Origin of the sequence: Sphingomonas sp. 67-41 (assembly GCF_001899725.1) — a bacterium.
Lineage (GTDB): Bacteria > Pseudomonadota > Alphaproteobacteria > Sphingomonadales > Sphingomonadaceae > Sphingomonas > Sphingomonas leidyi.
In genome coordinates this window covers 1-26,557 of the sequence record NZ_MKWJ01000025.1, presented here as the reverse complement: position 1 = coordinate 26,557, position 26,557 = coordinate 1, and the positions used below count along the sequence as shown (strand labels likewise).

At 65.6% G+C, this 26,557-nt stretch carries 25 protein-coding genes and 1 tRNA gene; 15 read left to right on the top strand and 11 right to left on the bottom strand.

The features are described from left to right. Nucleotides 1-15 precede the first annotated feature (15 nt). The 6 genes from fabF to fabD form a co-directional block, all read right to left on the bottom strand. Nucleotides 16-1,275, bottom strand: a complete 1,260-nt coding sequence (fabF, locus tag BGP17_RS18350; RefSeq protein ID WP_167298707.1) for a beta-ketoacyl-ACP synthase II — start codon at nucleotides 1,273-1,275, stop codon at nucleotides 16-18. A 167-nt stretch (nucleotides 1,276-1,442) separates the two neighbouring features. Next, nucleotides 1,443-1,691, bottom strand: a complete 249-nt coding sequence (locus BGP17_RS18345) for an acyl carrier protein (RefSeq protein WP_086129474.1) — start codon at nucleotides 1,689-1,691, stop codon at nucleotides 1,443-1,445. 101 nt (nucleotides 1,692-1,792) lie between these two features. After that, complete coding sequence (locus BGP17_RS18340; RefSeq protein ID WP_286713052.1) at nucleotides 1,793-2,302, bottom strand: hypothetical protein; 510 nt, start codon at nucleotides 2,300-2,302, stop codon at nucleotides 1,793-1,795. A 55-nt stretch (nucleotides 2,303-2,357) separates the two neighbouring features. After that, nucleotides 2,358-3,095 (bottom strand): 3-oxoacyl-[acyl-carrier-protein] reductase, encoded by a 738-nt coding sequence (gene fabG, locus BGP17_RS18335; protein WP_286713050.1) that lies wholly within the window; start codon nucleotides 3,093-3,095, stop codon nucleotides 2,358-2,360. Between the two features lie 22 nt (nucleotides 3,096-3,117). Then, the gene (locus BGP17_RS18330) at nucleotides 3,118-3,534 is read right to left on the bottom strand and encodes a GxxExxY protein (protein WP_286713048.1); all 417 of its coding nucleotides are present in this window, start codon (nucleotides 3,532-3,534) and stop codon (nucleotides 3,118-3,120) included. Nucleotides 3,535-3,588: 54 nt separating this feature from the next. Then, nucleotides 3,589-4,524, bottom strand: coding sequence for an ACP S-malonyltransferase (gene fabD / locus BGP17_RS18325; protein ID WP_167298703.1), 936 nt, complete (start codon nucleotides 4,522-4,524; stop codon nucleotides 3,589-3,591). Between the two features lie 222 nt (nucleotides 4,525-4,746). Between fabD and BGP17_RS18320 the strand changes: the two genes are divergently transcribed. Together BGP17_RS18320 and BGP17_RS18315 are read left to right on the top strand one after the other, a co-directional pair. After that, nucleotides 4,747-5,079, top strand: coding sequence for an RcnB family protein (locus tag BGP17_RS18320; RefSeq protein ID WP_167298702.1), 333 nt, complete (start codon nucleotides 4,747-4,749; stop codon nucleotides 5,077-5,079). Between the two features lie 134 nt (nucleotides 5,080-5,213). After that, complete coding sequence (locus BGP17_RS18315) at nucleotides 5,214-6,179, top strand: hypothetical protein (protein WP_167298701.1); 966 nt, start codon at nucleotides 5,214-5,216, stop codon at nucleotides 6,177-6,179. A 42-nt stretch (nucleotides 6,180-6,221) separates the two neighbouring features. Here the strand turns inward: BGP17_RS18315 and BGP17_RS18310 are convergent, their stop codons facing one another. After that, on the bottom strand, nucleotides 6,222-7,688 hold the full coding sequence (locus tag BGP17_RS18310; protein WP_167298700.1) for a hypothetical protein: 1,467 nt from the start codon (nucleotides 7,686-7,688) through the stop codon (nucleotides 6,222-6,224). Between the two features lie 226 nt (nucleotides 7,689-7,914). Here BGP17_RS18310 and rpsF point away from each other — a divergent pair, with 226 nt between their 5' ends. The 7 genes from rpsF to BGP17_RS18275 all read left to right on the top strand — a co-directional run bounded on the left by rpsF (nucleotide 7,915) and on the right by BGP17_RS18275 (nucleotide 12,724). Further along, the gene (gene rpsF / locus BGP17_RS18305; RefSeq protein WP_086129467.1) at nucleotides 7,915-8,304 is read left to right on the top strand and encodes a 30S ribosomal protein S6; all 390 of its coding nucleotides are present in this window, start codon (nucleotides 7,915-7,917) and stop codon (nucleotides 8,302-8,304) included. A 13-nt stretch (nucleotides 8,305-8,317) separates the two neighbouring features. Next, nucleotides 8,318-8,542, top strand: a complete 225-nt coding sequence (gene rpsR / locus BGP17_RS18300; RefSeq protein ID WP_010543816.1) for a 30S ribosomal protein S18 — start codon at nucleotides 8,318-8,320, stop codon at nucleotides 8,540-8,542. A gap of 14 nt (nucleotides 8,543-8,556) precedes the next feature. Further along, nucleotides 8,557-9,174 carry a 50S ribosomal protein L9 gene (gene rplI, locus BGP17_RS18295; protein ID WP_167298699.1) on the top strand — a complete coding sequence of 206 codons (618 nt, stop codon included), beginning with the start codon at nucleotides 8,557-8,559 and terminating at the stop codon, nucleotides 9,172-9,174. Nucleotides 9,175-9,519: 345 nt separating this feature from the next. Next, on the top strand, nucleotides 9,520-10,122 hold the full coding sequence (locus tag BGP17_RS18290) for a CAP domain-containing protein (RefSeq protein WP_286713046.1): 603 nt from the start codon (nucleotides 9,520-9,522) through the stop codon (nucleotides 10,120-10,122). Between the two features lie 108 nt (nucleotides 10,123-10,230). Beyond that, nucleotides 10,231-10,947 (top strand): CAP domain-containing protein, encoded by a 717-nt coding sequence (locus tag BGP17_RS18285; RefSeq protein WP_286713044.1) that lies wholly within the window; start codon nucleotides 10,231-10,233, stop codon nucleotides 10,945-10,947. Between the two features lie 45 nt (nucleotides 10,948-10,992). After that, nucleotides 10,993-11,280: a hypothetical protein gene (locus BGP17_RS18280; RefSeq protein ID WP_167298696.1), complete on the top strand. Its 288-nt coding sequence runs from the start codon at nucleotides 10,993-10,995 to the stop codon at nucleotides 11,278-11,280. A gap of 115 nt (nucleotides 11,281-11,395) precedes the next feature. Further along, complete coding sequence (locus BGP17_RS18275; protein WP_286713040.1) at nucleotides 11,396-12,724, top strand: glycosyl hydrolase family 28-related protein; 1,329 nt, start codon at nucleotides 11,396-11,398, stop codon at nucleotides 12,722-12,724. A 71-nt stretch (nucleotides 12,725-12,795) separates the two neighbouring features. On the opposite strand, the gene mutL is transcribed toward BGP17_RS18275, so the two are convergent. Continuing rightward, nucleotides 12,796-14,598 carry a DNA mismatch repair endonuclease MutL gene (mutL, locus tag BGP17_RS18270; RefSeq protein ID WP_286713038.1) on the bottom strand — a complete coding sequence of 601 codons (1,803 nt, stop codon included), beginning with the start codon at nucleotides 14,596-14,598 and terminating at the stop codon, nucleotides 12,796-12,798. 152 nt (nucleotides 14,599-14,750) lie between these two features. On the opposite strand from mutL, the gene BGP17_RS18265 reads away from it, so the two are divergent. The 6 genes from BGP17_RS18265 (at nucleotide 14,751) to BGP17_RS18240 (ending at nucleotide 20,567) form a co-directional block, all read left to right on the top strand. Then, nucleotides 14,751-15,791 carry a rod shape-determining protein gene (locus tag BGP17_RS18265; protein ID WP_086129461.1) on the top strand — a complete coding sequence of 347 codons (1,041 nt, stop codon included), beginning with the start codon at nucleotides 14,751-14,753 and terminating at the stop codon, nucleotides 15,789-15,791. A 15-nt stretch (nucleotides 15,792-15,806) separates the two neighbouring features. Then, nucleotides 15,807-16,712, top strand: coding sequence for a rod shape-determining protein MreC (locus BGP17_RS18260; RefSeq protein ID WP_167298694.1), 906 nt, complete (start codon nucleotides 15,807-15,809; stop codon nucleotides 16,710-16,712). Between the two features lie 2 nt (nucleotides 16,713-16,714). Continuing rightward, a complete protein-coding gene (gene mreD, locus BGP17_RS18255; RefSeq protein ID WP_286713035.1) occupies nucleotides 16,715-17,221 on the top strand; it encodes a rod shape-determining protein MreD in 507 nt (168 codons plus the stop codon). Then, nucleotides 17,221-19,254: a penicillin-binding protein 2 gene (gene mrdA / locus BGP17_RS18250; RefSeq protein ID WP_167298693.1), complete on the top strand. Its 2,034-nt coding sequence runs from the start codon at nucleotides 17,221-17,223 to the stop codon at nucleotides 19,252-19,254. Before mreD ends, mrdA begins: the two co-directional genes overlap by 1 nt. Next, nucleotides 19,254-20,390, top strand: a complete 1,137-nt coding sequence (gene rodA / locus BGP17_RS18245) for a rod shape-determining protein RodA (RefSeq protein WP_167298692.1) — start codon at nucleotides 19,254-19,256, stop codon at nucleotides 20,388-20,390. Before mrdA ends, rodA begins: the two co-directional genes overlap by 1 nt. Before the next feature lie 101 nt (nucleotides 20,391-20,491). Beyond that, nucleotides 20,492-20,567, top strand: a tRNA-Lys gene (locus BGP17_RS18240). A gap of 160 nt (nucleotides 20,568-20,727) precedes the next feature. Here BGP17_RS18240 and BGP17_RS18235 read toward each other — a convergent pair. The 3 genes from BGP17_RS18235 to BGP17_RS18225 form a co-directional block, all read right to left on the bottom strand. After that, nucleotides 20,728-21,482 (bottom strand): IS5 family transposase gene (locus tag BGP17_RS18235; protein WP_286713033.1). Its coding sequence is split into 2 segments (ribosomal slippage): nucleotides 20,728-21,152 and nucleotides 21,152-21,482, totalling 756 coding nucleotides; the frame shifts between segments, so codons are not numbered across the junction. 66 nt (nucleotides 21,483-21,548) lie between these two features. Then, a complete protein-coding gene (locus tag BGP17_RS18230; protein ID WP_286713031.1) occupies nucleotides 21,549-22,076 on the bottom strand; it encodes a hypothetical protein in 528 nt (175 codons plus the stop codon). Beyond that, nucleotides 22,073-26,530, bottom strand: a complete 4,458-nt coding sequence (locus BGP17_RS18225; RefSeq protein WP_286713029.1) for a polymorphic toxin-type HINT domain-containing protein — start codon at nucleotides 26,528-26,530, stop codon at nucleotides 22,073-22,075. Before BGP17_RS18225 ends, BGP17_RS18230 begins: the two co-directional genes overlap by 4 nt. Nucleotides 26,531-26,557 lie beyond the last annotated feature (27 nt).

The following is a 26,557-nucleotide window of genomic DNA, read 5'->3' as shown; positions in this document are numbered from 1 at the left end:
GAGTTTGGCGCGTCGTCAGACAGACTTCATCACCAGGCTGGCATTGGTGCCGCCGAAACCGAACGAATTGTTCAGCACCGCGCGGACCTTGCGCTGCTTGGCGACGTGCGGGACAAGGTCGACGCCCGCGCAATTCTCGCTCGGATTGTCGAGGTTGAGCGTCGGCGGCACGACCTGGTCGCGCAGCGCCAGGATGCAGAAGATGCTCTCCACCGCGCCCGCGCCGCCCAGCAGATGGCCGATCGCCGACTTGGTCGAGCTCATCGACAGGTCACCGATCGCGTCCCCGAAGAGGCGGCGAACCGCCCCCAGCTCGAGTTCGTCGCCCAGCGGAGTCGAAGTGCCGTGCGCGTTGATATAGTCGATGTCGGAAAGCGCGAGGCCCGACTTCTTCATCGCCATCTGCATCGAGCGGAAAGCGCCCGAGCCCTCGGGATGCGGCGCCGTGACGTGATAGGCGTCGCCCGACAGGCCATAGCCGACGACTTCGGCATAGATCTTCGCGCCGCGCGCCTTGGCGTGCTCATATTCCTCGAGCACGACGATGCCCGCGCCCTCGCCCATGACGAAGCCGTCGCGGTCCTGGTCCCAGGGGCGGCTGGCACGCCACGGCGCGTCGCGGAAGCCGGTCGACAGCGCGCGCGCCTGGCCGAAGCCGGCGATGCCGATCGGACAGATCGTGCTCTCGGCACCGCCGGCGAGCATGATGTCGGCATCGTCCATCGCGATCATGCGCGCGGCGTCGCCGATCGAGTGCGCCCCGGTCGAGCAGGCGGTGACGACCGCATGGTTCGGGCCCATCAGGCCGTATTTGATCGAGACCTGGCCCGAGATCAGGTTGATCAGGCGGCCATGGACGAAGTGCGGGCTGACGCGCTTAGGGCCCTTCTCGGCCAGGACGAGCGATTCGCTCTCGATGCCCGGCAGGCCGCCGATGCCCGAGCCGATCGAGCAGCCGGCGCGGAAACGGGTTGCCTCGTCCATGTCGGTGAGGCCGGCATCCTCGATCGCCTGGCCGGCGGCATCGATGCCGTAGACGATGAACGGATCGACCTGGCGCTGCACCTTGTGATCGACGCGCAGGCTCGGATCGAAGCCATATTCATGGCCCGCCGGCTTCACTTCACAGGCATAGTTGCTCTGGAAATCGGTCGCGTCGAAGCGCGTGATCGTGCCAGCGCCGGATTTGGCGGCGATGATGTTCTTCCAGGCAGTCTCGACATCCGCGCCCAGCGGGGTGACGAGGCCAAGGCCGGTGACAACTACACGGCGCATCCGCTTTCTCCGTCAAAACTTCTCGAAATTCGCGCATGAAAATCGGCGAAATACCTGATTTCATGGTCAAAACAAAACGGCTCCCCGCCCAACTCTCTTCGAGCCCGGGACGGGGAGCCGCTGGATTCTCAAGCTCGGCCCATAAGGGCGCGATCGTCCGGGGACGATCAGCCCGCCTGATGCTCGGAGATGTAGGAGACCGCGTCGCCGACGGTGCTGATCTTCTCAGCCGCGTCGTCGGGGATCTCGACGCCGAATTCCTCTTCGAACGCCATCACCAGCTCGACGATGTCGAGGCTGTCGGCGCCCAGGTCATCAATGAAGCTCGCCGTCGGCGAAACGTCGCCGGCATCGACACCGAGGTGATCGACGACGAGCGCAGTCACGCGGGTGGTGATCTCTTCCTGAGTGGCCATGGTCCCTGTTTTCCTTTGTAGCTAGGGGCTCAATATCGTTGGAACGCACCTAGATCGCACATGATGTCGTTGCAAGAGGGTGCGCGCCGGTGCCGATGCGGTCAGGCCTGCGAAAACTGCCAGGCCGCATAGCGGACGGTGCTGAGGAAGAGGAAATATTTGTTGAGCAGCGCCGCATTGGCGCGCGTCTGCTTCGCTTCGTCGGTGACCGAGGCGATCACCAGCTGCTGCATTTCCTCGGTGGTGAGCGGACGGTCGCGCGTGTCCTCGGGCAGCGCGTCGAACTTGTTCTCGAGCTCGTTCGGATCGAATCCCTGGGCGACGACGGCCTTTTCGGCGATCGGCTGGCCAAGCCTGGCGAGCGTGTAGACTCGCGCGGCCCACAGCGCCGCCTCGGACCATTTGTGCGCGTCCGCGCATTCCTTGGCCGCGATCGAGATGCCGCTGCCGACCGCCGGATCATAGGTGGGGCGCACCGTGGCGCCCTCTCCCATGTTGCGCGTGACGTCCTTGCCGATCTGCTCGGTGAGGGCCGGCTTGAGCTTGCCGATCACGCAATCGATCGTCGCGAGATCGGCGGCCTGGGCCGGGACTGCGAAGGCGGCAGCCATGAGGGCCGCGATTCCGAAAAGACGCATAGACATCACACTCCAGCCCCCGCCAGGCTCACAGCATCGCCATACCGCCGTTCACATGCAAGGTCTGGCCGGTGACGTAGCTCGCTTCCCTGCTGGCGAGGTAGACGACGGCGGCGCCGATATCCTCGCCCTCGCCCAGCTTGCCCGCGGGAATGCGGCCGAGCAGCGCTTCCTTCTGCGCATCGGGCAGCACGTCGGTCATCGCCGAACGGATGAAGCCCGGGGCGACGCAATTGACCGTGATGTTGCGGCTGGCCAGCTCCTGGGCCACCGCCTTGGACATGCCGACCAGGCCGGCCTTGGACGCGGCATAGTTTGCCTGGCCCGGATTCCCGGTCGCGCCCACGACCGAGGTGATCGAGACGACGCGGCCGAATCGGGCCTTCATCATCGGCTTGGCGGCGGCGCGGATCAGGCGGAAGGCGGCCTCGAGGTTCACGGTGATGACCTGTTCCCACTCCTCGTCCTTCATCCGCATCGCCAGATTGTCGCGCGTGACGCCGGCATTGTTGACGAGGATGTCGAGCTGGCCGAGCGCCTCGACCGCCTGCGGCACGAGGGCATCGACCTGCGCCTTGTCCGAAAGATTGCAGGCGAGCGCGACATGGTCGCCGCCCAGGCTGGCGCGGAAGGCTTCGAGCTTGTCGGCATTGCTGCCGGACACGGCGAGCCGGGCCCCTTGCGCGGCCAGCGCCCTGGCGATCGCCGAGCCGATACCGCCCGAGGCGCCGGTGACGAGGGCGGTCATGCCAGTGAGGTCGAACATTGAGGTCTCCAGAAGAAGGAAGTTATTGGTTCACGCGGAGGCGCGGAGACGCGGAGGGGGCATAGTCGTTCACGATTCGCCTGAGCCCCTCCTTCAACGTCGCGACCCCGAAGTTGATCAACAGCCCTACGGGCTGTTTGGTCAGACGCAAATAGGCGAGAAGCTGCTTCCCATGCGCTGCGGTCAGCCGCTCGACCGACTTGATCTCGACCAGCAAGCGCTCGTCCACGGGCAGATCGATACGGAAAGCAGCTTCAAATCGAAGGTTGTCGAATTCAATGTCGATCGGCCGTTGGCGCGCCACCGAATGCCCCATCGTCATCAGCTTGCTGGCGAGGATGGCCTCGTAGACGCTTTCGAGCAGGCCCGGCCCGAGCTCCCGATGCAGCCGCAGCGCCACATCGACCACGTCGCCGCTGATCTGCTCGATATCCTTCAAGCCCGTTCTCCGCGCCTCCGCGTCTCCGCGTGAACCGATCTCTTCTTCCTATTCCTACAGCGTCTTCGCCAGCGCTTCGATGTCCTCCATCGTCACCACGCTCACCGGCGCGGCGTCGGGGGCGATGCGCTTGACCATGCCGCCCAGCACCTTGCCGCCGAACTCGACATAGTCGCCCACGCCCGCCGCGAACATCGCCAGCACCGATTCGCGCCAGCGGACCATACCGGTCACCTGCTCGACGAGCAGCGCGCGGATCGTGTCGGGATCGGCGACCGGCGCTGCCGTGACGTTGGCATATACCGGCACCAGCGGCGCGCGGATCGAGACCGCCGCCAGCGCCTCGGCCATCGCATCGGCGGCCGGCTGCATCAGCGGGCAGTGGAAAGGCGCCGAGACCGGCAGCAGCAGCGCGCGCTTGGCCCCCATCTCCTTGGCGATCGGAAGCGCGCGCTCGATCGCCTCGCGATGCCCCGAGATCACCACCTGCGCCGGATCATTGTCGTTGGCGACGGTGCAGACCTGGCCCTCGGCCGCGGCGTCCGCAATCGCCTGGGCCTTTTCGCGGTCGGCACCAAGGATCGCGGCCATCGCGCCGATGCCCACGGGCACCGCGGCCTGCATCGCATCGCCGCGGGTCCGGAGCAGCTTCGCGGTGGTAGCGAGATCCAGCGCTCCGGCGGCGCAGAGCGCGGTATATTCGCCAAGCGAGTGGCCCGCGACGAAATCGGCCTTGTCGGCAAGGCGGATGCCGCCTTCCTTCTCCAGCACGCGCAGCACCGCGATGGCATTGGCCATGATCGCCGGCTGGGCATTGGCGGTGAGGGTCAGCTGATCCTCGGGGCCCTCGGTCATCAGCTGGAACAGCTTCTGGCCCAGCGCCTCGTCGACTTCCTGGAAGACTTCGCGGGCGGCGGCGCTCGCTTCGGCAAGGGCCTTGCCCATGCCGACGGCCTGGCTGCCCTGGCCGGGGAAGATGAAGGCGCGCATGTCTCTCTCCTGTCGGCGGCGCTGCAATGGGGCCGCGCGTTAGAACCGCGCCCTGCCCGACGCAACCCCGCGCGCGCAGCGCGGAAGCTGAACGGACCCGGCCGACTTGCGAAACATTGCGACCATTTCGCGCATCGAACGGGAAATACCTGCGACACGGCCGACCCAGATTGCCCTCGACGCCGGCGCAATCCGGCGTCGCCGACAATGAGGAGTGCAGTCATGAAGAAGTTCGTTCTCGCCGCCGTCGCCGCGTCGCTGGTCGCCACCCCGGTGCTCGCCGCCGCCCCGCAGCACGGCCGCCCGCCGGTGCAGCAGAAGGTGGTCGTCAAGAAGAAGGTCGTCGTCACCAAGCCGGGATATCGCAACTGGCGCAAGGGCGAACGTTTCGACAGCCGCTATGCCCGCGACTATCGCCAGATCGACTATCGCCACTATCGCGGCCTGAAGGCCCCGCCGCGCGGCTATCGCTATGTCCGGTCGGGCAATGACGCGGTGCTGGTCGGCATCACTTCCGGCATCGTCGCGGCGGTGTTCGCGGGCGCGATCCGCTGAAGCGGAACGCCTGACGGGCACGCGAAACGGCAGGGCCCCGCCCTGCCGTTTTACGTTTGCGCGAAAGAATCCGACTCCTCGTTTCGGCTGCGTTAGTGTTATGGTTAACGCGCGTCGACTGGGAGGAATGCAGGATGTTCAGGGCAGCCGTTACGGCCCTTGCCGCCGCCATGCTCGTGCCGCTGGCGGCGTTGGCGGCCGACCGCGACGATGGCGGCCTTGCGCCCGATTTCGAGGGCCAGGTCGCCTATTTCGGCAACTACACCGGCAAGACCTCGGTCACCGCCGATCTGCGCCGCCGCGAACAGACCCCCTGCCCCTATCAGGACCAGCGCTGCTACCAGCAGATCGTGGGCGGCGGTGTGAAGGTGGTGCTGAGCTTCGACGGCGAGCACGTCACCGGCTTCTATTATTCGGTCGGCGGGTTCGAGGGGCCGAACGGGCTGCGCGAAGGCACGCTCATCGGCCGGCGCACCGCGATGGGCTGCGAACTCTACGAGGCGGACGGCACGATGTGGCAGGCGACGACCTGCGGCTCCAAGGGCTTCCAGGGCCAGATCGTCTCGGTGCGCGGCATTCCCAAGCAATCGGAAGTGAGCTTCTCCACCGTCGGCATGTTCGTGCGCGACACCGGCTGGATCACCAAGCTGGGCGAGGAAGAGGCGCGGCGCGACCGGCGGATCAACTGGCTCAGCCAGAAGATCGACGGCCCGGGCGCGCCCGAGAGCCGTTTCCGCGCGGCGATCGAGCTCGACAGCTTCTCGCGCCATTTCCGCGGCATCGACATGGGGCGGGTCTCCGAACCGGTGCGCTCGGGCAAGCCCCGCAAGAACCGCGAATGGTATCTCGACAGCAGCTACACCCGGCAGGACGGCAGCACCGGCAACATCCGCGGCGTGATCTACAACGACCGGCTGCGCTGCCTCCAATGGGACGAGGAGCCCTGCGGCCCGATCCACCCGCCGGCGGACTTCCCCAAGCCGCGGCTCGACGATGACGGGGGCTGGCTCTCGCGCAGCCCGGCACCGATCGTGGCGAGCGACACCCGGCCGATGCCGCGGCCGCGGGGGAATGGCGCCGGCAATGGGGACCGTTACTAGGGGAAAGGAGGGCGCCGCTTTCGGAGCACCCTCCCCTCCGGGTCAGGCGCGCTCGACCACGATCTGCTTCACATGCGCGGCGCCACCATGGGTGGTGTCGTCATTCCACAGATAGATTGCGAGATCGGTGAACGAGATCGGCACCGCCGGGGTGCCGATAGCCGGCCGCAACTCGTGCCATTGATAGTCGCTGGTCAGCGTGATCGTGCTCGCGGACGCGGTGCCGCCGAAATTCTGCGGCTGCACATAGAGCTGCTGCCCAGCGACGCTGGCCTTGGCCAGGACGCGGATGACCACCGGGCCGCTCACCGGACGCTCGTCGTCCCGGAAGAGCAGCAGCGAACCATAGCTGCTCAGCGCCGGAATGACGAAGGCGCCATCGACCACCTTGCAGCCCGTGCCATAATTGCCGGCGGAGAGGCCGTTCGTCGAAGGCGACAGCACCCAGAGGTCACGATACTCGCTCCGCAACGGCGGCGAATCCTCGGTGACGAAGGGCACCGGCAACGACTGGCGATTGTCCCGCACCACGATCTTCTGCCGCACGAATTCATCGTGCACGTAGAAGGAGCCCGCGCCGCCATACCAGTCGACGGTGCCCCAGCCGAGGCTGAGCGAAGTGTTGCCGACGAACTCGAAGAGCGCCCCCCTTCCGTCGCCGCTCACCTTCAGAAACTGGGGGCACATCTGAATGGTCTCGTTCTCCGGAGACTTGCCGGAAAACGGGACTTCGAGCCGGTTGCGCTCGAAGCTGGTAATGTAATTGTGCTCGATGTCGAGCACCGGCCCGACCAGCGTGTAGCCGTTCTGTTTCTCGAGATAGCTGTCGCGCACCATTAGATGGCGATTGCTCGACTTGATGAAGGTCCGGATCGGAGCCAGCAAGTCCGCGCCGTCGATCAGCATGCCGCTGCCGAACGTGTCGACCTTCTCGGTATGGATCAGCGTGTCGCAATCGAGGATTCGCGTGCGGTTGGTAATCGTCTCGAAGTCGCTGCCGCGCCCCCAATAGCCGCGCTCGAACCGCTCGATGGTGCACTGGTCGACCACTGCGGAGAAGCACTTGTTCAGGTTGATGCCGAACGAACCCGTCGCCGAGACGCTCGGGCCTAGGAGCGACAGGCGCCGGAAACGCGGGCGCATGATATAGCTCTGGCCAGCACTGCCGCTGGCCTCGGAGAAGTTCCCGTTCGGGTCGTTGAGCTGAATGCCCGAACCGGCACAGGCGAGCCTGAAATTGGTCAGCTCCGGGCCATCCATCAGGTTCAGGCCGGTCGGCGCGTAGTAGACGAACGCGAGATCGGTCGTGCAGCGGATCTGGGAGGCCGTGACGCCGGCGCCGGTCAGCCGCGTGCCGGGACGCAGCGTGATCGGGCCTTCGAAATCGACGACATTGGCGTCTTCCGGGAGCTCGACATGATATGCCGCATTGATCGCATTCTGCAGCGCCGTCTTGTTCGCGGACGCCGATGCGCTCGAGGAAAAACCATAGCTAGAAGCGAGTACCATCAACTGTCTCCATTCTGGATTGAACAAATGGAGAACATTTGAAATCCTACATTGCAAGCACCAATCTGCGCGCCTGCTTGCGTTCCCGCCCCACCTCCGCTAAGGGCGCCCCTTCGTTCGGGCATGGAAGCGATTCCCTGCCCTTTCGAACCATTGATTTGAAACGACAGCCGGAGGGGCGCCGCACGGGGTGGCGTCAGCGATCGGCCAACAGTGAGAAAGACGCATGGCTCTTTACGAGCACGTGTTCCTTGCGCGCCAGGATCTGGCACAGGCGCAGGTGGACGCTCTGGCGGAAGCCGCCACCAAGATCGTCGAGGACAATAACGGCAAGGTCGTGAAGACCGAGACCTGGGGTCTTCGTTCGCTCGCCTATCGCATCGCGAAGAACCGCAAGGCGCATTACGTGATGCTCGAGATCGACGCGCCGGCCGGCGTGGTCGCCGAGCTGGAGCGCCAGACGCAGATCAACGAAGACGTGATCCGCTACATGACCGTCAAGGTCGACGAGCTGGAGCAGGGTCCCTCGGTGATGATGCGCAAGGGCGACCGTGAGCGCGGCCGCGGCCGTCGCGATCGTGACGAGGCCGGCAACACCGGTTTCGGCGGCGAATAAGGAGACATAGACCATGGCACGCCCGTTTTTCCGCCGCCGCAAGAGCTGCCCCTTCTCCGCGAAGGACGCTCCCCGGATCGATTACAAGGACGTCCGTCTGCTCCAGGGCTTCGTCTCTGAGCGCGGCAAGATCGTCCCGTCGCGTATCACTTCGGTGAGCGCCAAGAAGCAGCGCGAGCTGGCCCAGGCCATCAAGCGCGCCCGTCACCTGGGCCTGCTGCCCTACATCGTTAAGTAAGGGAGGCTCGACCCATGGAAGTCATTCTGCTTGAGCGCGTCGACAAGCTCGGCGCCATCGGCGACGTGGTGAAGGTCAAGGACGGGTTCGCCCGCAACTACCTGCTGCCGAACAAGAAGGCGCTCCGCTCGAACGCCGCGAACCGGAAGGTCTTCGAAGCCAACCGTGCGCGCATCGAGGCCGATAACGCCGCGCGTCGCACCGACGCCGAGAAGGAAGCCGGCACGTTCAACGACGTGTCCGTCACCCTGATCCGTCAGGCTTCGAACACCGGCCAGCTCTACGGCTCGGTCGCGGTGCGCGACCTGGTCGAGGCGCTCGTCGCCGACGGCCACAAGGTTACCAAGGCGCAGGTCGTCCTCGACAAGCCGATCAAGGCGATCGGCGTGTACGAGGTGCGCGTCGCGCTGCACCCCGAGGTGTCGGTGACCGTCAAGGTCAACGTCGCCCGCTCGCCGGAAGAGGCCGACATGCAGGCCCAGGGCGTCGACGTGATGGCGCAGATGTTCGAGGAAGGCCGCGACACCACCGGCTTCGTCGAGGATTATGATCCCAATGCCGAGCCGGGCGCGACTGCCGAAGTTCGCGAGGAGGCTCCGGCCGCCGACGAAGGCGAGACCGCCGAGGGCTGATCGCCCCCGTAACGGGAAAATGAAAGGGCCGCTCCGGCATTCCGGAGCGGCCCTTTTCCTGTGCGACCCGTCAGGGAATATCAGTATTCGAGAAGGCCTCCGGGCAGATCCTCAATATATATCCGCATTCTCGAATGAAACTATTGCATCACGGACAAGAAACACAGGCTCCGATTATCGCAGCCAACGGAATCAACGCCAACACTACGGGCAAAACCTTGTTCATATCGATCAGAACCTTGCCTGTTGTTCACCGTATAGAACGAGCCTCGCCGGGCAAGGTTGCAGCGGGCGTTAATCTTTTGTTCGGAACGCGTTCACCCGGATCTGGCCTATAGGGGCACGATGCCACCTTTCCTGCCCCTCGCCCTGGCGATCGCCATACCGCCCCAGGCCGGCCTGGAGGCTGCGGTGCTGACCGAGATCAATTTCGCGCGCACCCGGCCGCGCGACTATGCCGAGCGGCTCCGCGACTATCGCAAGTTCTTCAGGGGCAGGATCGTTCGCTATCCCGGCAATCCGGATGGACTGCGCACCGCCGAGGGCACGCGCGCCGTGGACGAGGCGATCCGCTTCCTCGAGCGCCAGCCTCCGCTGGAGCCGATCGAACCATCCGCGCTGCTCGCCCGCGCGGCGCGCGACCATGTCCGCGAACAGGGACCGAGCGGCCGCACGGGGCATATCTCGGCCGATGGCGGCAATCCACGCGCCCGCGTGCAGCGCCGCGTCGGCGGCGACTATGTGGCCGAAGTGATCACCTATGGCCCGCCCAGCGCCGTCGAGGTGGTGCGCCAGCTGATCGTCGACGATGCGGTGCCCGGTCGCGGGCATCGCAGGACATTGTTCGCCGCCGAAATGCGCTATGCCGGCATCGCCTGTGGGCCGCACAAGGGCTATCGCGTGATGTGCGTCGCCGATCTAGGTCGGCGGCCCGATGGCCGTCCCTAAGGTTAACTCCCGAATATCCGCTTGCCTTCTCAGGCGGTTAAGCGGATGCCGCTATCCGTGACATAACGGACGGGCGCGGGGCCCGGCCGGCTCCGGGGGAGCCCGATCGTGATTGCCAAGAGCCGTTGGACTGCCGCGCTCGGCGCGTGCGCCCTGTTGCTGGCCAGCGGCGCCGCCTCTGCCGGCGAACGTGCCGCCAATGTCTCGCGTCTCGAGCGCGACGTGCTCGCCGAGATCAACCGCGCCCGCGAGAATCCACGCGAATATGCCGAGATGCTGCGGGAATATCGCGAATTCTTCGACGGCCGGGTGCTGTTCCTGCCCGGCGACAGCAACGGCGTGATAACCAATGAGGGGATCGCCGCAGTCGACGAGGCGATCGACTTCCTCGAACGCCAGGAACCGCTGCCGCCGCTCGGCCGCGCCGAACTGCTGGCGCTGGCGGCGCAGGACCATGCCGACGAGCAGGGCGCCACCGGCGGCAGCGGCCATGCCTCACGCGACGGGCGCACGCCCGGCGAACGCGTGCGGCAGCGTGGCGGCGACATCTATGTCGGCGAAGGCATCTGGTATGGCAGCGGCGACGCGGGTGCGGTCGTCCGCAGCCTGATCGTCGATGACGGCGTGCGCGGCAGGGGGCATCGCGCGCTGCTGTTCCAGTCGGATTTCCGCTTCGCCGGCGTCGGCTGCGGCGCGCATCGCCGCTTCGGCAGCATCTGCGTGGTCGATTTCAGCGGCACCGCCGACGGCTCGCCGGTGGTGCCGGACTGGGCCAGGGCGCGCGGCGGCCAGGTTTTTCGGATGCCGGCGACGACCAGGCGCTGAGGCGCATTGCCAGCCGCTCCCTTATCGGTGAAGGATCGTGCCTCGATGGCTTATCTGGTGCTGTTCCTCGCCGGGGCGCTGCTCTGCAACGCGATCCCCCACCTCGCTGCGGGCCTGCGCGGGGAGCCCTTCCCCACACCCTTCTCCCGCCCGCGCGGCGTGGGGCTCTCGACCCCGCTGATGAACTTCTACTGGGGCTCGGCGAACCTGCTGATCGGGATCTCGGCGCTGCTCAGCTATTCGCTGCGGACCTACGGCATCTGGCCGGTGATCGCGGGATGGCTGGTGCTGGGGAGCTATTGCGCCTGGCATTTCGGGAGGGTGCGGCGCTAGCTCCCTCCGCCGAGCGCCCACCATGGTTTACATGTAGGATTTCGAAGAACAGTTCTCCATATGTTCCGATTCGGATGCACCGCCGCGGTGCGCGCGGAACGCGAAGGAGAACGACATGAGCCATATCGTTTCGGCAAGCGATTTCGGTGCCGTCGGGGACGGCATCTCCGACGACACCGCTGCACTGCAAGCCTTTCTGGACGCTTGCGAGGGGAAGGCCGGCTTCATCCCCTCGCCCGCGGAGTTCTACAGGGTGACCAGCCAGCTGAACGGGCGGCGCAACAGCAGGATCTTCGGCGAGAATCGTAACAAGACGCTCCTCTATTATGACGGCACCGGCACCATTCCCGGCGGGGGCGCCGTCCTGGCCTTCGACGAAGCCGACCATGTCAGCATCTCGAACATCGGGTTCCGCTGGGAGCATGTAGTTGCAACCAATGAGTCGGTCGCCCTCCGCCTGCGCGATCAGGTATATGCGGTGGTGGACGGCATCACCAATGGCGGGGAAGCCGCAGCGCCCGAGGCGTTGCGGATCAGGGGCATCCTGATCGAGCAGACAAAGACCGGCCTGGTACCGCCACGCGGCAATGTCGTGCTGCGCAATATCCTGAACGTCTTCGAGCGGGGCACCGCAGGCGACGGCGGCGGACCCGGCTCCGCTGGGATCCACATCAAGGGTCTTGCGAGCGACCGCATCAATCACGTGGTACTGGAGAGCGAAGGCAATCTCGAGCACGCCAAATACGGCATCCTCGTCGAATATGCCAATGAGGTCCTGATCGGCCCTGGCTGGCTATTGCGCGCTGCGAATGACACGGAAGTGATGATCAGCAACGCCGCGAACGTCACCATATTCGGCGCGCAGATCGCGCCCATGAGGATCAAGGGGAAAGGCATCGTCATCGATGCCAATTGCGAGGATTGTACCGTGATCGCGCCAGCCTGGAACCTTTCCAGCGGCGAGCCGGCTGTCGTATTCAGCGACAATGGCGCCCGGACCACGGTGATCGCCCCGGGCGCGCCGAGCGTTCCGGGCGCCACGAAACCGCTGGCGCCTCCCGCCAAGGTGAACGCGCCGGTTCAGCATCGCAAATATGACGGCATCGGCCCGCATCTCGAATTGATCCGCTCGCCAACCGACAACCAGTCGGTGCTGGTCATGCGCGGTGCCGGCCAATCCGTGTCGAGCGCCGCGTGGCAGGTGATCAACAACGGCAATGGAAGCGGCATGGACATGCAGCGCTTCGAGATCGGAACCGGCCTGGCCGAACGCCTGGACGCCAGCGGCCAGCGCTATCTCAAATGCCCGGCAGCAAGCCCGGGCGGCAATGCGCTCTCCCCGGGCCAGGTGACATTCTTCGTGAACGAGCCGAGCGGCCAGCTCTGCGCGCTCGTCAAGCTCGCCGACGGATCGGTAAAATCAGCAACTATCTCCTTGACCTAGTCTGCATGAGCGCGGGCCCCGGATCCGGGGCCCGCAAGCTTCACGGGGAAAACCGGAACGGCCCCGGAGCGTCACTTCCGCCCGAACAGCTTCTCGATATCGCCATGCGCCAGCTTCACCCAGGTCGGACGGCCATGGTTGCACTGGCCGGAATGCGGCGTGACTTCCATCTCGCGGAGCAGCGCGTTCATCTCGGCGACCGACAGCACCCGCCCTGCCCGCACCGAGCCGTGGCAGGCCATGGTCGCGGCGACATGGTCGAGCCTTTCCTTCAGGCTGAGCGCCTCGTCGAAGCTGGCCAGCTCATCGGCGAGATCGGTCACCAGCGCGTGGACGTCGCCCTTGCCGAGCGCGGCGGGCACCGCGCGGACCAGCATCGCCCGGGGGCCGAAGCGCTCGAGATCCAGGCCGAACTCGGAAAGCTCGCCGGCGCGGGCCTCCAGCCGGTCGCAGCCGGGCTCGTCCAGTTCCACGACTTCCGGGACGAGCAGCCCCTGCGATGCCACGCCGCCTTCGGACATGGCGCGCCGCATCCGCTCCAGGACGAGCCGCTCGTGCGCGGCATGCTGGTCGACCAGGACCAGGCCGTCCTCGGCCTCGGCGACGATATAGGTCTTGGCGACCTGGCCGCGTGCCACGCCGAGCGGATGCTGGATGCCTTGCGGGACGGGCGCGACCGCCGGCTCGGCGCGAGCGAGGGGCGGCGGGGCCGAGAAGCCCGGGCGACGGTCCTGGACGCTCGCATAGCCATAGGTCGGCGCCGGATCATATTGCGGCGCCGGCGTGAAGCCGGGCTCGGCGTCCCAGAGCCGCGGCGCAGGAGCCACCGGAGCCCTGGCCTCGCTCGTCCACATCCCCAGGGCCGCCTCGCTCGGCCGCTGGGCGCTGCGATGGCCCGCCTCGTCGAGCGCGCGGCGCAGGCCGGAGACGATCATCCCGCGCACCAGGGCCGGGTCGCGGAAGCGGACCTCGGTCTTGGCCGGGTGGACGTTCACGTCGACCTGATCGGGCGGCACGTCGAGGAACAGGGCGACCACCGGATGGCGGTCGCGCGCCAGCATCTCGGCATAGGCGCCGCGGAGCGCGCCGATGAGCAGGCGGTCCTTCACCGGGCGGCCGTTGACGAACAGATATTGGTGATCGGCCACGCCGCGATTGAAGGTCGGCAGGCCGGCGACGCCGCCAAGGGTGATCCCCTCGCGCTCGAAATCCACCGCAACGCTGTTCTCGGCGAGCGCGCGATCGGTAAGCCCGGCGACGCGCTCCGGCCCGGTCTCGCCGCCCTGCACCTGCAGCGCCTTGCGCCCGTCATGCTCGACCGAGAAGGCAATGTCGGGCCGCGCCATGGCGAGGCGCTTCATCACGTCGAGGCTGGCGGCATATTCGGCGCGGGGCGAGCGGAGGAACTTGCGGCGCGCCGGCACCCGGCCGAACAGCGCCTCGACTCGCACGCGGGTGCCCGGCGGCAATGCGGCCGGGCCTTCGGAGACGAGCACGCCATTGTCGACCACCCGGCTCCAGCCCTCGGCGCCGCGCACCCGGCTTTCCAGCGTCATCCGCGCCACGCTGGCGATCGAAGGCAATGCCTCGCCGCGAAAGCCGAGGGTGGTGACCTGGTCGATCTCGTCGTCGGGCAGCTTGGAGGTGGCGTGGCGCTCCAGCGCGAGCGCCATTTCGGGTGGCGACATGCCGCAGCCATCGTCGGTGACTTCGATCAGGTCGGTGCCGCCGCCGGCCAGTTTGACGGCAATCCGGGCGGCGCCGGCGTCGATTGCGTTTTCGACCAGTTCTTTCAGCGCGCTGGCAGGGCGTTCGACCACTTCTCCCGCTGCAATTCGGTTGACAAGGTGTTCGGGCAGACGGCGTATTGACATGGTCGTTGCTCTAGCCCAAGCGGCGGCATCCCGCGACCCCAACCGCATGGCAACCAGGCCGGATTCTTCAGTCCGTCCCGGAAAGGTCCCGGACTAGATATTTTGTGCGATTAGCCGGCGGCGGGCGCCCGCCCGGCAGGACGGAAACATAGATGGCATTTCCCCGCTTGTTCAATTTCATGTCCCACGACATGGCGATCGACCTCGGCACCGCGAACACGGTGGTGTACCTCCGCGGCCGCGGCGTCGTCCTCAACGAACCGTCGGTGGTGGCGGTCGAGACGCTCAACGGCGTCAAGCGCGTCAAGGCGGTCGGCGACGACGCCAAGCTGATGATGGGCAAGACCCCGGGCAGCATCGAGGCGATCCGCCCGCTGCGCGACGGCGTGATCGCCGACATCGACATCGCCGAGGAAATGATCAAGCACTTCATCCGCAAGGTGCACGGCCAGCGGCGCTTCATGCGCTGGCCCCAGATCGTGATCTGCGTGCCCTCGGGCTCCACCTCGGTCGAGCGCCGCGCGATCCGCGACGCCGCGTCGAACGCCGGCGCCTCGCAGGTGTGGCTGATCGAGGAGCCGATGGCGGCCGCGATCGGCGCCGACATGCCGGTGACCGAGCCGATCGGCTCGATGGTGGTCGATATCGGCGGCGGCACCACCGAAGTCGCGGTGCTCTCGCTGCGCGGTCTCGCCTATTCCACCTCGGTCCGCGTCGGCGGCGACAAGATGGACGAGTCGATCGTCAGCTATGTCCGCCGCAACCACAACCTGCTGATCGGCGAAGCCACGGCCGAGCGGATCAAGCAGGAAGTCGGCGTCGCCAAGCCGCCGGCGGACGGCATCGGCCAGACGATCCACATCAAGGGCCGCGACCTCGTCAACGGCGTGCCCAAGGAAATCCAGATCAACCAGGGCCAGATCGCGGAAGCGCTGTCGGAACCGGTGGGCACGATCGTCGAGGGCGTGCGCATCGCGCTCGAGAACACCGCGCCGGAACTGGCCGCGGACATCGTCGACCAGGGCATCGTCCTCACCGGCGGCGGCGCGCTGCTCCAGGGAATCGACGAAGTGCTGCGCGACGAGACCGGCCTGCCCGTCACGATCGCCGAGGACCCGCTGACCTGCGTGGCGCTCGGCACCGGGCGCGCGCTGGAAGATCCGGTGTTCCGCGGCGTCCTCATCTCGGTCTAATCGGAGCAAAGGGGTATGGCGCCGCCACGCAACCGGCGCCCGGGGTTTTCGCGGCGGGCGCAATACGGGCTCTTCCTCGGTTATGTGGGGCTGGTCGGCGGAATGCTGGTCGCGGCGGGCCTCTTGCTGCTTTCGATATTCAATCCGCCGGCCTTCGGCGCGGTGCGGGGTTTCTTCTCGGAGATCACCACGCCCGTCGCCTCCGCCTTCACCTGGGTGCGCACCAGCGTCGCCGGCGTGCCCGAAGGCGTCTCCAGCTATGTGAATGTGCGCGGCGAGAATGCGCGACTCAAGAAGCAGATCGCCGACAATGAACTGCTCGTCGAGCGCGCGCGCACGCTCAACCAGGAAAACCGGCACCTGCGCGAGATGCTCAAGCTGCACGACGTCTCCACCGATGCCGTGGTGGTGGCGCGGCTGGTGGCCAGTTCGATGGGCAGCACCCGGCGCTATGCCACGCTCAACGCGGGCGGCTGGCAGGGCGTGAAGGCCGGCCAGCCGGTGCGCCAGCCCGACGGGCTGATCGGCCAGGTGGTGGAGACCAGTCCCAATACCGCGCGCGTGCTCCTGATCGTCGATCCGGAGAGCATCGTCCCCGTGCGCCGTACCCGCGACGGCCTGCCCGCGATCGCCACCGGGCGCGGCGACGGGCTGCTCGACATCCGCTCGGCGAGCGTGGCGACGATGATCTTCCAGCCGGGCGACACCTTCGTCACGTCGGGCACCGGCGGCATCTTCTCGCCGAACATCCCCGTCGCGCGCGTGATCCGCACTTCGCGCGACATCGCGGTGGCCCAGCCTTCGGCCAATCCCGACGCGCTCGATTTCGCGCTCGTCCAGGCGACCTTCCTGCCTGACCCCACGCCCACACCGTCCCCCAAGCCCTCGCCCAGCGCAAAGCCAAAGGCCGGGAAGAAATAGCGGTGACCGACTATATTCCCCTCGGCCGCAGCGAGAAGATGCCGCGCAGCATCTGGCTGGCGCCGCTCTCGGTGGTGCTGGGGTCGATGACGACCTTGCTGCCGGTGGTGGCCACGGTGCCGTTCCTGCCGCCCTTCGGGCTGATGATGCTGCTCGCCTGGCGGCTGATGCGCGGCGATTCGATGAAGGTGTGGATGCCCGTCCCGCTGGGCTTTTTCGACGACATGCTGAGCGGCCAGCCCCTGGGCAGCGCGATGCTGCTCTGGTCGGCCGCGGTGCTGATGGTGGACGTGCTCGATACGCGGCTGGTGTGGCGAGACTTCTGGCAGGACTGGCTGATCGCAAGCGGCGCGATCGCCTTCGTGCTGATCGGCGGGCGGCTGGTGGCGGCTCCCTTCACTGCCCATGTCGATACGGCGCTGCTCATCCAGATCCTCATCTCGGCGGCGCTGTTCCCCGTGGTTGCCCGGTTCTGTGCGTGGCTCGATCGGGATAAGAAGCGACAATAATGGCCCGGATCACCGAAGCAGCGCAGGCTTACAGTTTCTCCCGCCGCGCGCTGGTGCTCGGCGGGATCCAGGGCGCGGCCGCGCTGGTGCTGGCCGGGCGGATGACCTGGCTGGCCGTGTTCGAGAACGAGCGCTACCGGCTGACCGCCGAGAGCAACCGCGTCCGCCTGACGCTCACGCCGCCACGGCGGGGCTGGATCGTCGACCGCAGCGGCATTCCGATCGCCAACAATCGCACTGCGTTCCGCGTCGACATGATCCCCGACCGGATGGAGGACAAGGAGAAGACGCTGGGCATGCTCCAGCAGATCCTGAGCCTCTCCGAAGAGGAAATGTCGCGCATCCGCACCGATCTGAAGCGGGCGGCGGGCTTCCAGCCGGTGCAGGTCTCCGACAATCTCGACTGGGAGCGCTTCGCCGCGGTGAGCGTGCGCGTGCCGGAGATGCCCGGCGTGCAGCCCACCCGCGGCTTCTCGCGCAACTATCCGCTGGCCGCCGGCGTCGCGCATCTCGTCGGCTATGTCGGCACCGCTTCGGCCGAGCAATATCAGAAGGAAAAGGACCCGCTGCTCGTCGCCCCCGGCTTCAAGCTGGGCAAGGACGGGCTGGAGAAGACGCTGGAGGATCGCCTGCGCGGCACGCCGGGTGCCAAGCGCGTCGAGGTGACGGCGCATGGCCGCCTGGTCAAGGAACTCGCCACCCGGCCCGACCAGCCGGGCGAGACGGTGAAGCTCACCATCGACGCGCTGCTCCAGGAATATGTCGCGCGGCGCCTGGGCACCAATTCCGGCTCGGCGGTGGTGATCGACGTGAGCAACGGCGACATCCTCGCCATGGTCTCGATGCCCGCCTACGACCCCAACAGCTTCTCCGACGGCATCAGCCGCAACGAGTGGAAGATGCTAAGCGAGGACGACCATGTGCCCTTGATGAACAAGGTGCTGCAGGGCCTCTATCCGCCGGGCTCCACGGTGAAGCCGATGAACGGGCTGGCGCTGATGCATGCCGGCGTCGATCCCAATGCCCGGGTGGTGTGCTCGGGCGCGCTGCGCGTGGGCAACGGCGTGTTCCACTGCCACAAGCGCGGGGGCCATGGCGCGCTCGACCTCAAGCATGCCATCATGCAGAGCTGCGACATCTATTTCTACGAGATGGTGCGCCGCGTGGGCTATGACGCGGTGGCCCCGATGGCGCGCGCGCTCGGCCTGGGGCAGAAGTTCGACCTGCCCTTCTCCACCCAGCGCTTCGGCACCGTGCCCGACAGCGCCTGGAAGCTGAAGCGCTACAAGCAGCAATGGACCGTCGCCGATTCGCTCAACGCCTCGATCGGCCAGGGCTATGTGCTGGCCAATCCGCTGCAGCTGGCGGTGATGGCGAGCCGGCTCGCTTCCGGGCGCCAGCTCGTCCCGCGGCTGCTCGCCGACGCCCCGCACCAGGATGCCCCGCCCCTCGCCTCCACGCCCGAGCAGCTGGCGATCATCCGCGACGCGATGTTCGGCGTGATCAATTCGGGCGGCACCGGCGGTGCAGCGCGGATCCAGGTTCCCGGCATCACGCTGGCCGGCAAGACCGGCACCGCGCAGGTCCGCCGCATCACCATGGCGGAACGTGCATCGGGCGTGCTCAAGAACGCCTCGCTGCCCTTCAAGCTGCGCGACCACGCGCTGCTCGTCTGCTTCGCTCCGGCGGAGAACCCGAAATATGCCGCCGGCATCGTGCTCGAGCATAACGGCCACACCATCCGCAACCTCGACACGCCGATGATCGGCCGCGACATCATGACCTTCCTGTTCGACCGGAAGCGCGCGATGGAATCGCTGCACCGCGAGGAACCGACCTGGGGCGGCGACTATCGCACCCGGATGGCCGAGCAGGCCAAGGCCTTCAAGGCGGCGCAGAGCGCGCCGCCGCCCGAAGCGCCCGAGGACGCGGCCGAGGCGGCGAGCACCGTCGCTTCCGAAGCCGCCAACGCCACGACCAGCAACACGATCGACAGCAGCGCGGCCGAACGCGGCAGCGTGGAGGCAGACTGATGGCCACGCTCCAATCCTCGGGCCTCGGCCCCTCGGGCATCGTTCCCGGGCCGCTGGCGCAGCTGCCCTGGCGAATCATCGGGCTGGTGGTGGCGATCGGCATGTTCGGGCTGGTCGTGCTCTATTCGGCCGCGAGCGGAAGCATGACGCCCTGGGCGTTCAACCAGGGCCTGCGCTTCTTCGTCTTCCTCGCCATGGCCATCGGCCTCTCGCGCGTGCCGGAAAGCTTCTGGGCGCTGGGCGCCTTCCCCATGTACATCGTCATCGTGGTGATGCTGGTCGGCGTGGAACTGCTCGGCGCGGTGGCGGGCGGCAGCCAGCGATGGCTCGACCTCGGTTTCATCCGGTTGCAGCCCTCCGAGCTGATGAAGCCGGTGATCGTGATGGCGATGGCCCGTTTCTACGAGATATTGCCGGCGGGCGAGATCCGGAAGTTCGGGGCGATCTGGCCCGCCTGCGTGCTGATCGGCATCCCGGCCGGCCTCGTCATGCTCCAGCCCGACCTCGGCACGGCACTGATGATCACCGCGGGCGGCGTGACGATCATGTTCCTGGCCGGCATCCCGCTGCGGCTGTTCATCGGCGGCGCGCTGGCGCTGGCGGTGGCGGCGCCGCTGGCGGTGAACTTCGTCCTGCACGACTATCAGCGCAACCGCGTGCTGATCTTCCTCGATCCCGAGAGCGATCCGCTGGGCACCGGCTATCACATCAGCCAGTCCAAGGTGGCGATCGGATCGGGCGGCGTGTTCGGCAAGGGCTTCCTGCAAGGCACCCAGAGCCATCTCGACTATCTGCCCGAGGGGCATACCGACTTCGCGCTGGCGACGATGATGGAGGAATGGGGCCTGATGGGCGGCTTCTTCCTGATCGTCGGCTTCGGCATCCTGATCCGCTGGGGGATCGGCGTGAGCATGCGCGCGCAGAGCCGCTTCGCGCGGCTGACGGCGGCGGGCCTTTCCGCCACCATCTTCTATTACTGCGCGATCAACATGGCGATGGTGATGGGCCTGGCGCCGGTGGTGGGCGTGCCGCTGCCGCTGATCAGCTTCGGCGGCACGGCCGTGATGACCTTCATGATCTGCTTCGGAATCCTGCTCTCGATCGACCGCCAGAGCCGTCGCGTGCAGCGCTGGTGATTTTTTTGTGATTGGGGCTTTACAAGCCGCGAAGCGCGACGCTAAAGGCGCCCCTCCACTGCGGAGGCGCACCCACCAAGAGCGCCGAAACAACCCGGAATGGACGCATAGCTCAGTTGGTAGAGCAGCTGACTCTTAATCAGCGGGTCCTAGGTTCGAGCCCTAGTGCGTCCACCATTTTTCCATGACATAGATGTGAGTTGCGAGCTGCGCCTTTCGGCGGGGCACCAATGGGGCATCAGGCGCGCTTAGCTGCTGCTAGCGACTAACTCATTGTCCGGTTTCGTTCGATCGACGCGATGCCGACAGCAAGCCTCCTAGGGTCAGGACTCATTGGTCATAGCCAGAAGATGATGGTGGCGGCAAGCGCGATGGCGGAGAAGAAGGCGGTGGGGCAGCGGTCGTAACGGGTAGCGACGCGGCGCCAGTCCTTGAGGCGGCCGAACATGCTCTCAATGCGATTGCGGCGTCTGTAGCGGCGCTTGTCGTATTTGATGGGCTCGTTGCGCGATTTCCGGCCCGGGATGCAGGGCCTTATGCCTTTCTCCTGCAGCGCATCCCTGAACCAGTCAGCATCATAGCCCCGGTCGCCGAGCAGCCATTGAGCCTTTGGCAATTCGTCCAGCAGGGCTGCTGCACCGATATAGTCGCTGACCTGGCCGGCGGTCATGAAGAAGCTCAAAGGGCGGCCGTTGGCGTCGGTGACGGCATGGAGCTTGGTGTTCATGCCGCCTTTGGTGCGGCCGATCAGGCGGCCGAGATCCCCCTTTTTACCGCCAGGCTCGATGCCGTGCGGTGCGCCTTCAAATAGGTCGCGTCGATCATCACCGTCTTGCGCTCAGCACCGGTCGAGAGCCCTTCCATCATGCGCGTGAAGACGCCCATCTCGCCCCAGCGCTTCCAACGATTGTAGAGCGTCTTGTGCGGGCCGTAATCCTTCGGCGCATCCCGCCAGCGCAGCCCGTTACGATTGACGAAGATGATCCCGCTCAGCACGCGCCGATCGTCAACCCTCGGCCTGCCATGGCTCTTTGGAAAATACGGCTCGAGCCGCGCCATTTGCTCGTCCGTCAGCCAGTACAGGTTGCTCACAGTCAGTCTCCTTGCGGAGCCTGAATCAGATCGCACCTCTCACATCAATGGGTCCTGACCCTAATGCTATTCTTGTAGGTATGCAGCCGCCATATGCCAGCCCAGCTCGCGAACAATTTCATGGTTCTGAGTGGATATTTCGTTGCTTGGGAAAGGCACCACAATCATCAGCGGACGATCTGAAATAGACTCGATTTCGGAAAAGCCATTTTCAGCTCGGCCTTCCGGCGTGTTCAATAAAGGCGTGTGAAGCGATCGGATAAATATCTTCGATACATCTTTTTCTACGCTAACATTTTCGCCATTCATCAACAATATCGACGAAGCAGTTCGATCGTTGACAAATATAGTACAAATCCCGACGCCTTGATCAGACGTAAATTTCGTCCGAATGTGAGAGAGATTACCCGACCATGTATAATCAAAAACACCACCAAATTCCAAAAATAATTCTTGACATAAGCTCGTCCATTTCGCCGAAAGATTCTGATACTCTTGCTCTCTAACGCCTTCAAAGTGACCAAAGGCAGAGAATGCGGCTATGGAAAAACCGTTTTTAGCTGCGGGGATGAACGATTGGTTCATGTTGGTCATCTCTCGAACTTGGGTACTAGCACGTGTTCTCGGCCCGGAACGATTTGGTCAACCCGGGTTCGCCACAGAGACCCAATACGCTGCTGAACCGGATCGCGGAAGCCAGCAAAATCATGTAGATATCCCCCAGCGACTGCATCAAGACGATGAGCCGCGTCAAGTCCTGCACCCGATCCTTCTATGTTGAACCGCCCCAGCGCACGGGCAGCTTTGAGTTCACTGGCAATATTTGGATAATTTGTAAGATTGGTCAGCAGGTCATCCGTTCTCTGCAACGAGAGATAGTTAAGGCCAATTTGTTGCTCATTAAGATGGGCAGCAAATAAAGCCTGCTTTTGCGATGACAGTCCGTATGCTGGAAATTCAATCTCGACAGGGCGTAGCATCAGGCTTTGCCCCTTCGGGAGAATATCTATTGCGCTGTCTGCGACCTTCGCCCGGCTGAGGAATTGCGAGATTTTGCTGAGGCCTTGGTAGCCCTTGGCGAGGGTATAGGATCCAGCCCCCAGCAACTTGACCGGAGGAGCGCCGGTAACCATCATCTGCAAACCGACTTGGGGGTCCGCCGCCATGCCCTCAATGTCGCTCAATATCGGATTTACCGTTGGCCCGGCCCATTTGGCAAAGGGCTGGCCAATATACTGCCCGTACAGAGATTGCGAACCAACGAGATAACTCCCCAGATTTCCATAGTATTCTACATTTACATCTACGACAGAATTTATGCCTTTGACGACACTATCCAATATCGACATGACAGATATTCCAGACTTACTCTCGAAATATCTCTTCCATCCGTCATGGATATCATCCGCTTCTTTTATGAGCCTCTCATCGCCGCCATATCTCTCCTCGATAACGGCAATCAGATCGCGGTGTATTTGATCGTTATCGGCCGGCCCCACCGGATCTCGGTGCTTACCGGCGATATCGGCGACGCTCCTTGGCGTAGGATCCTGGAACGCAGGCTTGTTATGTACCCAAATGCCTTCCCGGCCGACGAAGTAAGTGTGATCCTCGTCGACGGTGATGTTGTACACCGAGGTCGCCTTGCCCGTCTCCCTTGTCCACGCAATCCGAGCCGTCCGTCCATCCGAGAGGGACAGAAATTCACCTGCCTCGAGCAGCGACGCATCGACCCAACCACGCCCGCAGACCCAGAATGGGTGTTTGGCGGTTGTTGTGATGATTGAGAGCTCGGCAGCGCCGCCCGAAGCGAAAGCCACCTCCAGGGTTCGCTGCCCATCCGCGTGATGCAACGCAATCACCTTGCTCAGGCGGATGGGCGCGTTGGGGCCGTCTTCCTGCCTCGACAGAACAAGGTCCAACCGTCTGATCTGCTCGATTGGAATCAGGCCACGCTCGGTATGCACCAATGTCCCGGCGACAAAGCATGCGTGGCGCCCCGTCGCCTCCATGCTGGTGGCAGTACTGTCACCATCGGCATATGGGTTGAAGCTAAGTAGCAGCAGTTTGTTCTCAGAGCTCAGCCCGCCAGCGTTCGCACGTGCGAGTTGGCCGCGCTGTATCGCATCCTCGGCGACCCTGCCGAGGGTTCGCGCGATGACGCCGGGCAGCGTGGCGATGATGTTGTCGCCAAAGCTGGTGCCGGTGAGGACGGAGCGGCTGGCGGCGCTGGCCAGCGCGTCCGCGCCGATGCCGAGCACTTCGCGACCGAGCCCCTTGCCGCCGAACGGCGCGCCCGCCGCCGCACCCACGCCAGCCGCCGCCACGCCCGCGAAGTCGAACTGCGACTTCAATCCGGTCGCCACGCCGATGCCCTCGCCGAGTACACCGCCGATCACCGCCCGCGCCGCCGAGCCCAGCACGCCGGTGCCGATCCCGACCTTGTCGAAGATGCTCTGCGAAATGTCGACGTCATCGGCGCCGACCGACTTGAACGTGCCCTTGCCGCCCAGCCCCGCGGTGATGGCCGAGGTCACCCCCGCCATCGCCAGCCCCTTGAAGTCGAACCGGTCCTGGATGCCTGTCGCGATCCCCACGCCCTGGCCCGCGGCATTGGCGAGCAGGCCGCCGAGCACCTGCCCGGCGAACGACTTGAAGAAGGGCGACAGCTGCGGCAGCGCCACGCTGACCGCGATCGACACCACCGCCACCAATATCGCCCCGAGCGCGCCGCAGCTGTTCCGCTTGGGCGGCGCCGGGGTGTTGGGGGAGGTGTTGCCGATGGCCTCGGCGGGGTCGTAGGGCCGGAAGGTGGTGGCGTCGTGATGGCTGCCGACAACGCCGCCGGGAACGGTGAGCGTGGTGCCGGCGGGCACCGCGCCGCCCGCGCCGAAGCCGGGATTGGCCTCGGCGAGGCGGTACCACAGGTTGGAATCGCCCCAGAGCTGGGCGGCGATCGACTGCAGGGTCTCGCCCGCACTCGCGGAATAGCTCGAGGCGCCGCCCACCGTGCCACCGTTCAGCGCCGTGAAATTGGCGTCGAAATCGGCGAAGATGGTGGCGTTGGTCGCGCCGTTCCGGAACGTGCCGTTGCCGGGCGCTGCCGTGCGCGCGGCGATCGCGGCGGCATAGTCGACATTGGCAGTGCCGTCGTTGCTCACCACGCCCATCTGGCGCCCGCCGAACATATAGGTGCGCGTAAGCGGCTCGTTGTTCCCCCAGATGAGGTCGGTCTCGCCGCGCAGGATCACCTGGCCCTGCAGGTCGGTCCGATACAGGATCGCGCGGGGTCGCGAACCGCCGTTGATGGCGACCCCGGTCAGCGCCCCGTCGCGGTCATAGCTGTAGCTCGAGCTGCTCGTGCCGTCGCGGTTGGTCAGCTGCACCAGCGTCTGCTGCGCGCCGTCACGCCATGCATAGGACTGGCTGGTATAGCTGTCGGCATAATCGAGATCGGCCTGCGAATAGCTACCCGGGCCGCCATAGATTGGCGTGCCGCCATTCTTCCAGTTCTTGGTCTCGCTATAGTAGAGCAGGCTGCCGCTCGCGTTGCCGGCCTGGCCCGACCAGCTGATCGCCGGGCCGGCGGATCCCACGCCGGTGGCGCTGTAATAGTTGACCGTGTGGGTGTAGAGCGTGTCGCTCCCCTGCCTGGTCGAGCTCTTCTCCGCCAATACCAGCCCGCGCGGGTCGTAGACGATGTCGTAGCGGCTGTGCACGCCGACGCCCCAGCCGTCATATTCGGCATAGCTCGAGACCCGGCCCAACAGATCGTAGGACGTCTGCGCGCGCGTCGTCCCACCGATCACGACCGAGCCAAGCTGCCCCGCGGCGTCGTAGGCATAGACCTCCTGCGCGTTCGAACCCGTCTGCGCGGTCGCCCGCTGGCCCGCCGCGTCATAGGTGACGTCCGTGCCGGCGCCTCCGCGCTGGATCGCTCCCGAACCCGCCGCGCCAACGAACACGCCCTTGGTCGTCACCACACGGTTCATGCTGTCATAGCGATACCAGTAGGTCTGGCTCGTCGCCGTGGTCGCGAGAAGGCCGCTCGCCTGCACCGGCAGGTAGCTGGTCGCGATCGAACGGACATTGCCGGCGGCATCATAGGTCCAGCTCTTGTCGACGGCATCGACCCCGGGCGCGTAAACGTCGCGGTAGCGGGTGATCCGGCCCGCCGCGTCATATTCGGCGCGGCCGTCCTGCCACGTGCCGGTTCGGACGATGTAGCTTGCGGGAATGAAATCCCAATAGCCCTGCCCTTCCCCCTCGGGCGTGTCGGGAGACTGGCCTGGAGCCAGAACCCAGACATATCGTTCCTCCTTGAACTCCGCGACCTCGCTGACAAGGGTCTCGCGGGTCAGCTGGCCGAGCAGGTCATATTCATAGCTCGCGACCTTGCGATTCCAGCTGGTGTTGACGACGGGCACGTCGCCCGAGAGGACCTGCCGGATCTGCCCGGTATTGTAATAGCTGTAGACGAGATTGCGCGCGGGCGCTCCGTCGAGCGTGCTCGTCTCGGCGACGATGCGGGCGGCGCGATCATATTGATAGCCATAGGCCTGGCCGCCCTTGTCGCTGCGCGCGACAACCCGGCCGAAAATGTCGACACGCTGGACCGCCGCATGGATGCCGTAGCTGGCCGAGGCCCGATCAGCGTCGGTGCTGGTCGTCGCCACCCAACCGCCGAAGGTCCCCAGCCCCGAGGTGGCCATGGCGCCGTCCCAGCCATAGCTGGTGGTGGTGGTGTCGCCGCCGAACGCGACCTGCAGCGTGATCCGGCCAAGCGCGTCATATTGGGTGCGCTCGCGGCCGGCATAGCCGACGGCGTTGTTCCACGCACCGATCCGGTTGCCGAGCAGGTCATAGGCATAGGATTGCACCAGCGTGCCCGCCGCCGTCGCCGGGCGCGTCACCTGGGTGAGCCGGCCGAGCTTGTCATAGGCCATGCTCGTATGGCGGTTGAGGGCGTCCCAGCTGTCGACCTGGTCGCCGAACACGTCATAGCTGTTGGCGACGACGCCGCCGTCGGGATGCCATTCCTTGACCACCAGCGCCGCGCCGTCACCATAGCCGGT

Bases quoted from the DNA above. Each gene is read 5' to 3' on its own strand.
- BGP17_RS18260 (WP_167298694.1), top strand. From the start codon at position 15,807: ATGGCGCCGCCACGCAACCGGCGCCCGGGGTTTTCGCGGCGGGCGCAA.
- fabG (WP_286713050.1), bottom strand. From the start codon at position 3,095: ATGTTCGACCTCACTGGCATGACCGCCCTCGTCACCGGCGCCTCGGGC.
- BGP17_RS18315 (WP_167298701.1), top strand. From the start codon at position 5,214: ATGTTCAGGGCAGCCGTTACGGCCCTTGCCGCCGCCATGCTCGTGCCG.
- rpsR (WP_010543816.1), top strand. From the start codon at position 8,318: ATGGCACGCCCGTTTTTCCGCCGCCGCAAGAGCTGCCCCTTCTCCGCG.
- BGP17_RS18275 (WP_286713040.1), top strand. From the start codon at position 11,396: ATGAGCCATATCGTTTCGGCAAGCGATTTCGGTGCCGTCGGGGACGGC.
- BGP17_RS18280 (WP_167298696.1), top strand. From the start codon at position 10,993: ATGGCTTATCTGGTGCTGTTCCTCGCCGGGGCGCTGCTCTGCAACGCG.
- BGP17_RS18320 (WP_167298702.1), top strand. From the start codon at position 4,747: ATGAAGAAGTTCGTTCTCGCCGCCGTCGCCGCGTCGCTGGTCGCCACC.
- BGP17_RS18265 (WP_086129461.1), top strand. From the start codon at position 14,751: ATGGCATTTCCCCGCTTGTTCAATTTCATGTCCCACGACATGGCGATC.
- mutL (WP_286713038.1), bottom strand. From the start codon at position 14,598: ATGTCAATACGCCGTCTGCCCGAACACCTTGTCAACCGAATTGCAGCG.
- BGP17_RS18340 (WP_286713052.1), bottom strand. From the start codon at position 2,302: ATGGCTGCCGCCTTCGCAGTCCCGGCCCAGGCCGCCGATCTCGCGACG.
- rplI (WP_167298699.1), top strand. From the start codon at position 8,557: ATGGAAGTCATTCTGCTTGAGCGCGTCGACAAGCTCGGCGCCATCGGC.
- fabF (WP_167298707.1), bottom strand. From the start codon at position 1,275: ATGCGCCGTGTAGTTGTCACCGGCCTTGGCCTCGTCACCCCGCTGGGC.
- rodA (WP_167298692.1), top strand. From the start codon at position 19,254: ATGGCCACGCTCCAATCCTCGGGCCTCGGCCCCTCGGGCATCGTTCCC.
- BGP17_RS18290 (WP_286713046.1), top strand. From the start codon at position 9,520: ATGCCACCTTTCCTGCCCCTCGCCCTGGCGATCGCCATACCGCCCCAG.
- BGP17_RS18310 (WP_167298700.1), bottom strand. From the start codon at position 7,688: ATGGTACTCGCTTCTAGCTATGGTTTTTCCTCGAGCGCATCGGCGTCC.
- rpsF (WP_086129467.1), top strand. From the start codon at position 7,915: ATGGCTCTTTACGAGCACGTGTTCCTTGCGCGCCAGGATCTGGCACAG.
- mrdA (WP_167298693.1), top strand. From the start codon at position 17,221: ATGGCCCGGATCACCGAAGCAGCGCAGGCTTACAGTTTCTCCCGCCGC.
- BGP17_RS18230 (WP_286713031.1), bottom strand. From the start codon at position 22,076: ATGACCAACATGAACCAATCGTTCATCCCCGCAGCTAAAAACGGTTTT.
- fabD (WP_167298703.1), bottom strand. From the start codon at position 4,524: ATGCGCGCCTTCATCTTCCCCGGCCAGGGCAGCCAGGCCGTCGGCATG.
- BGP17_RS18345 (WP_086129474.1), bottom strand. From the start codon at position 1,691: ATGGCCACTCAGGAAGAGATCACCACCCGCGTGACTGCGCTCGTCGTC.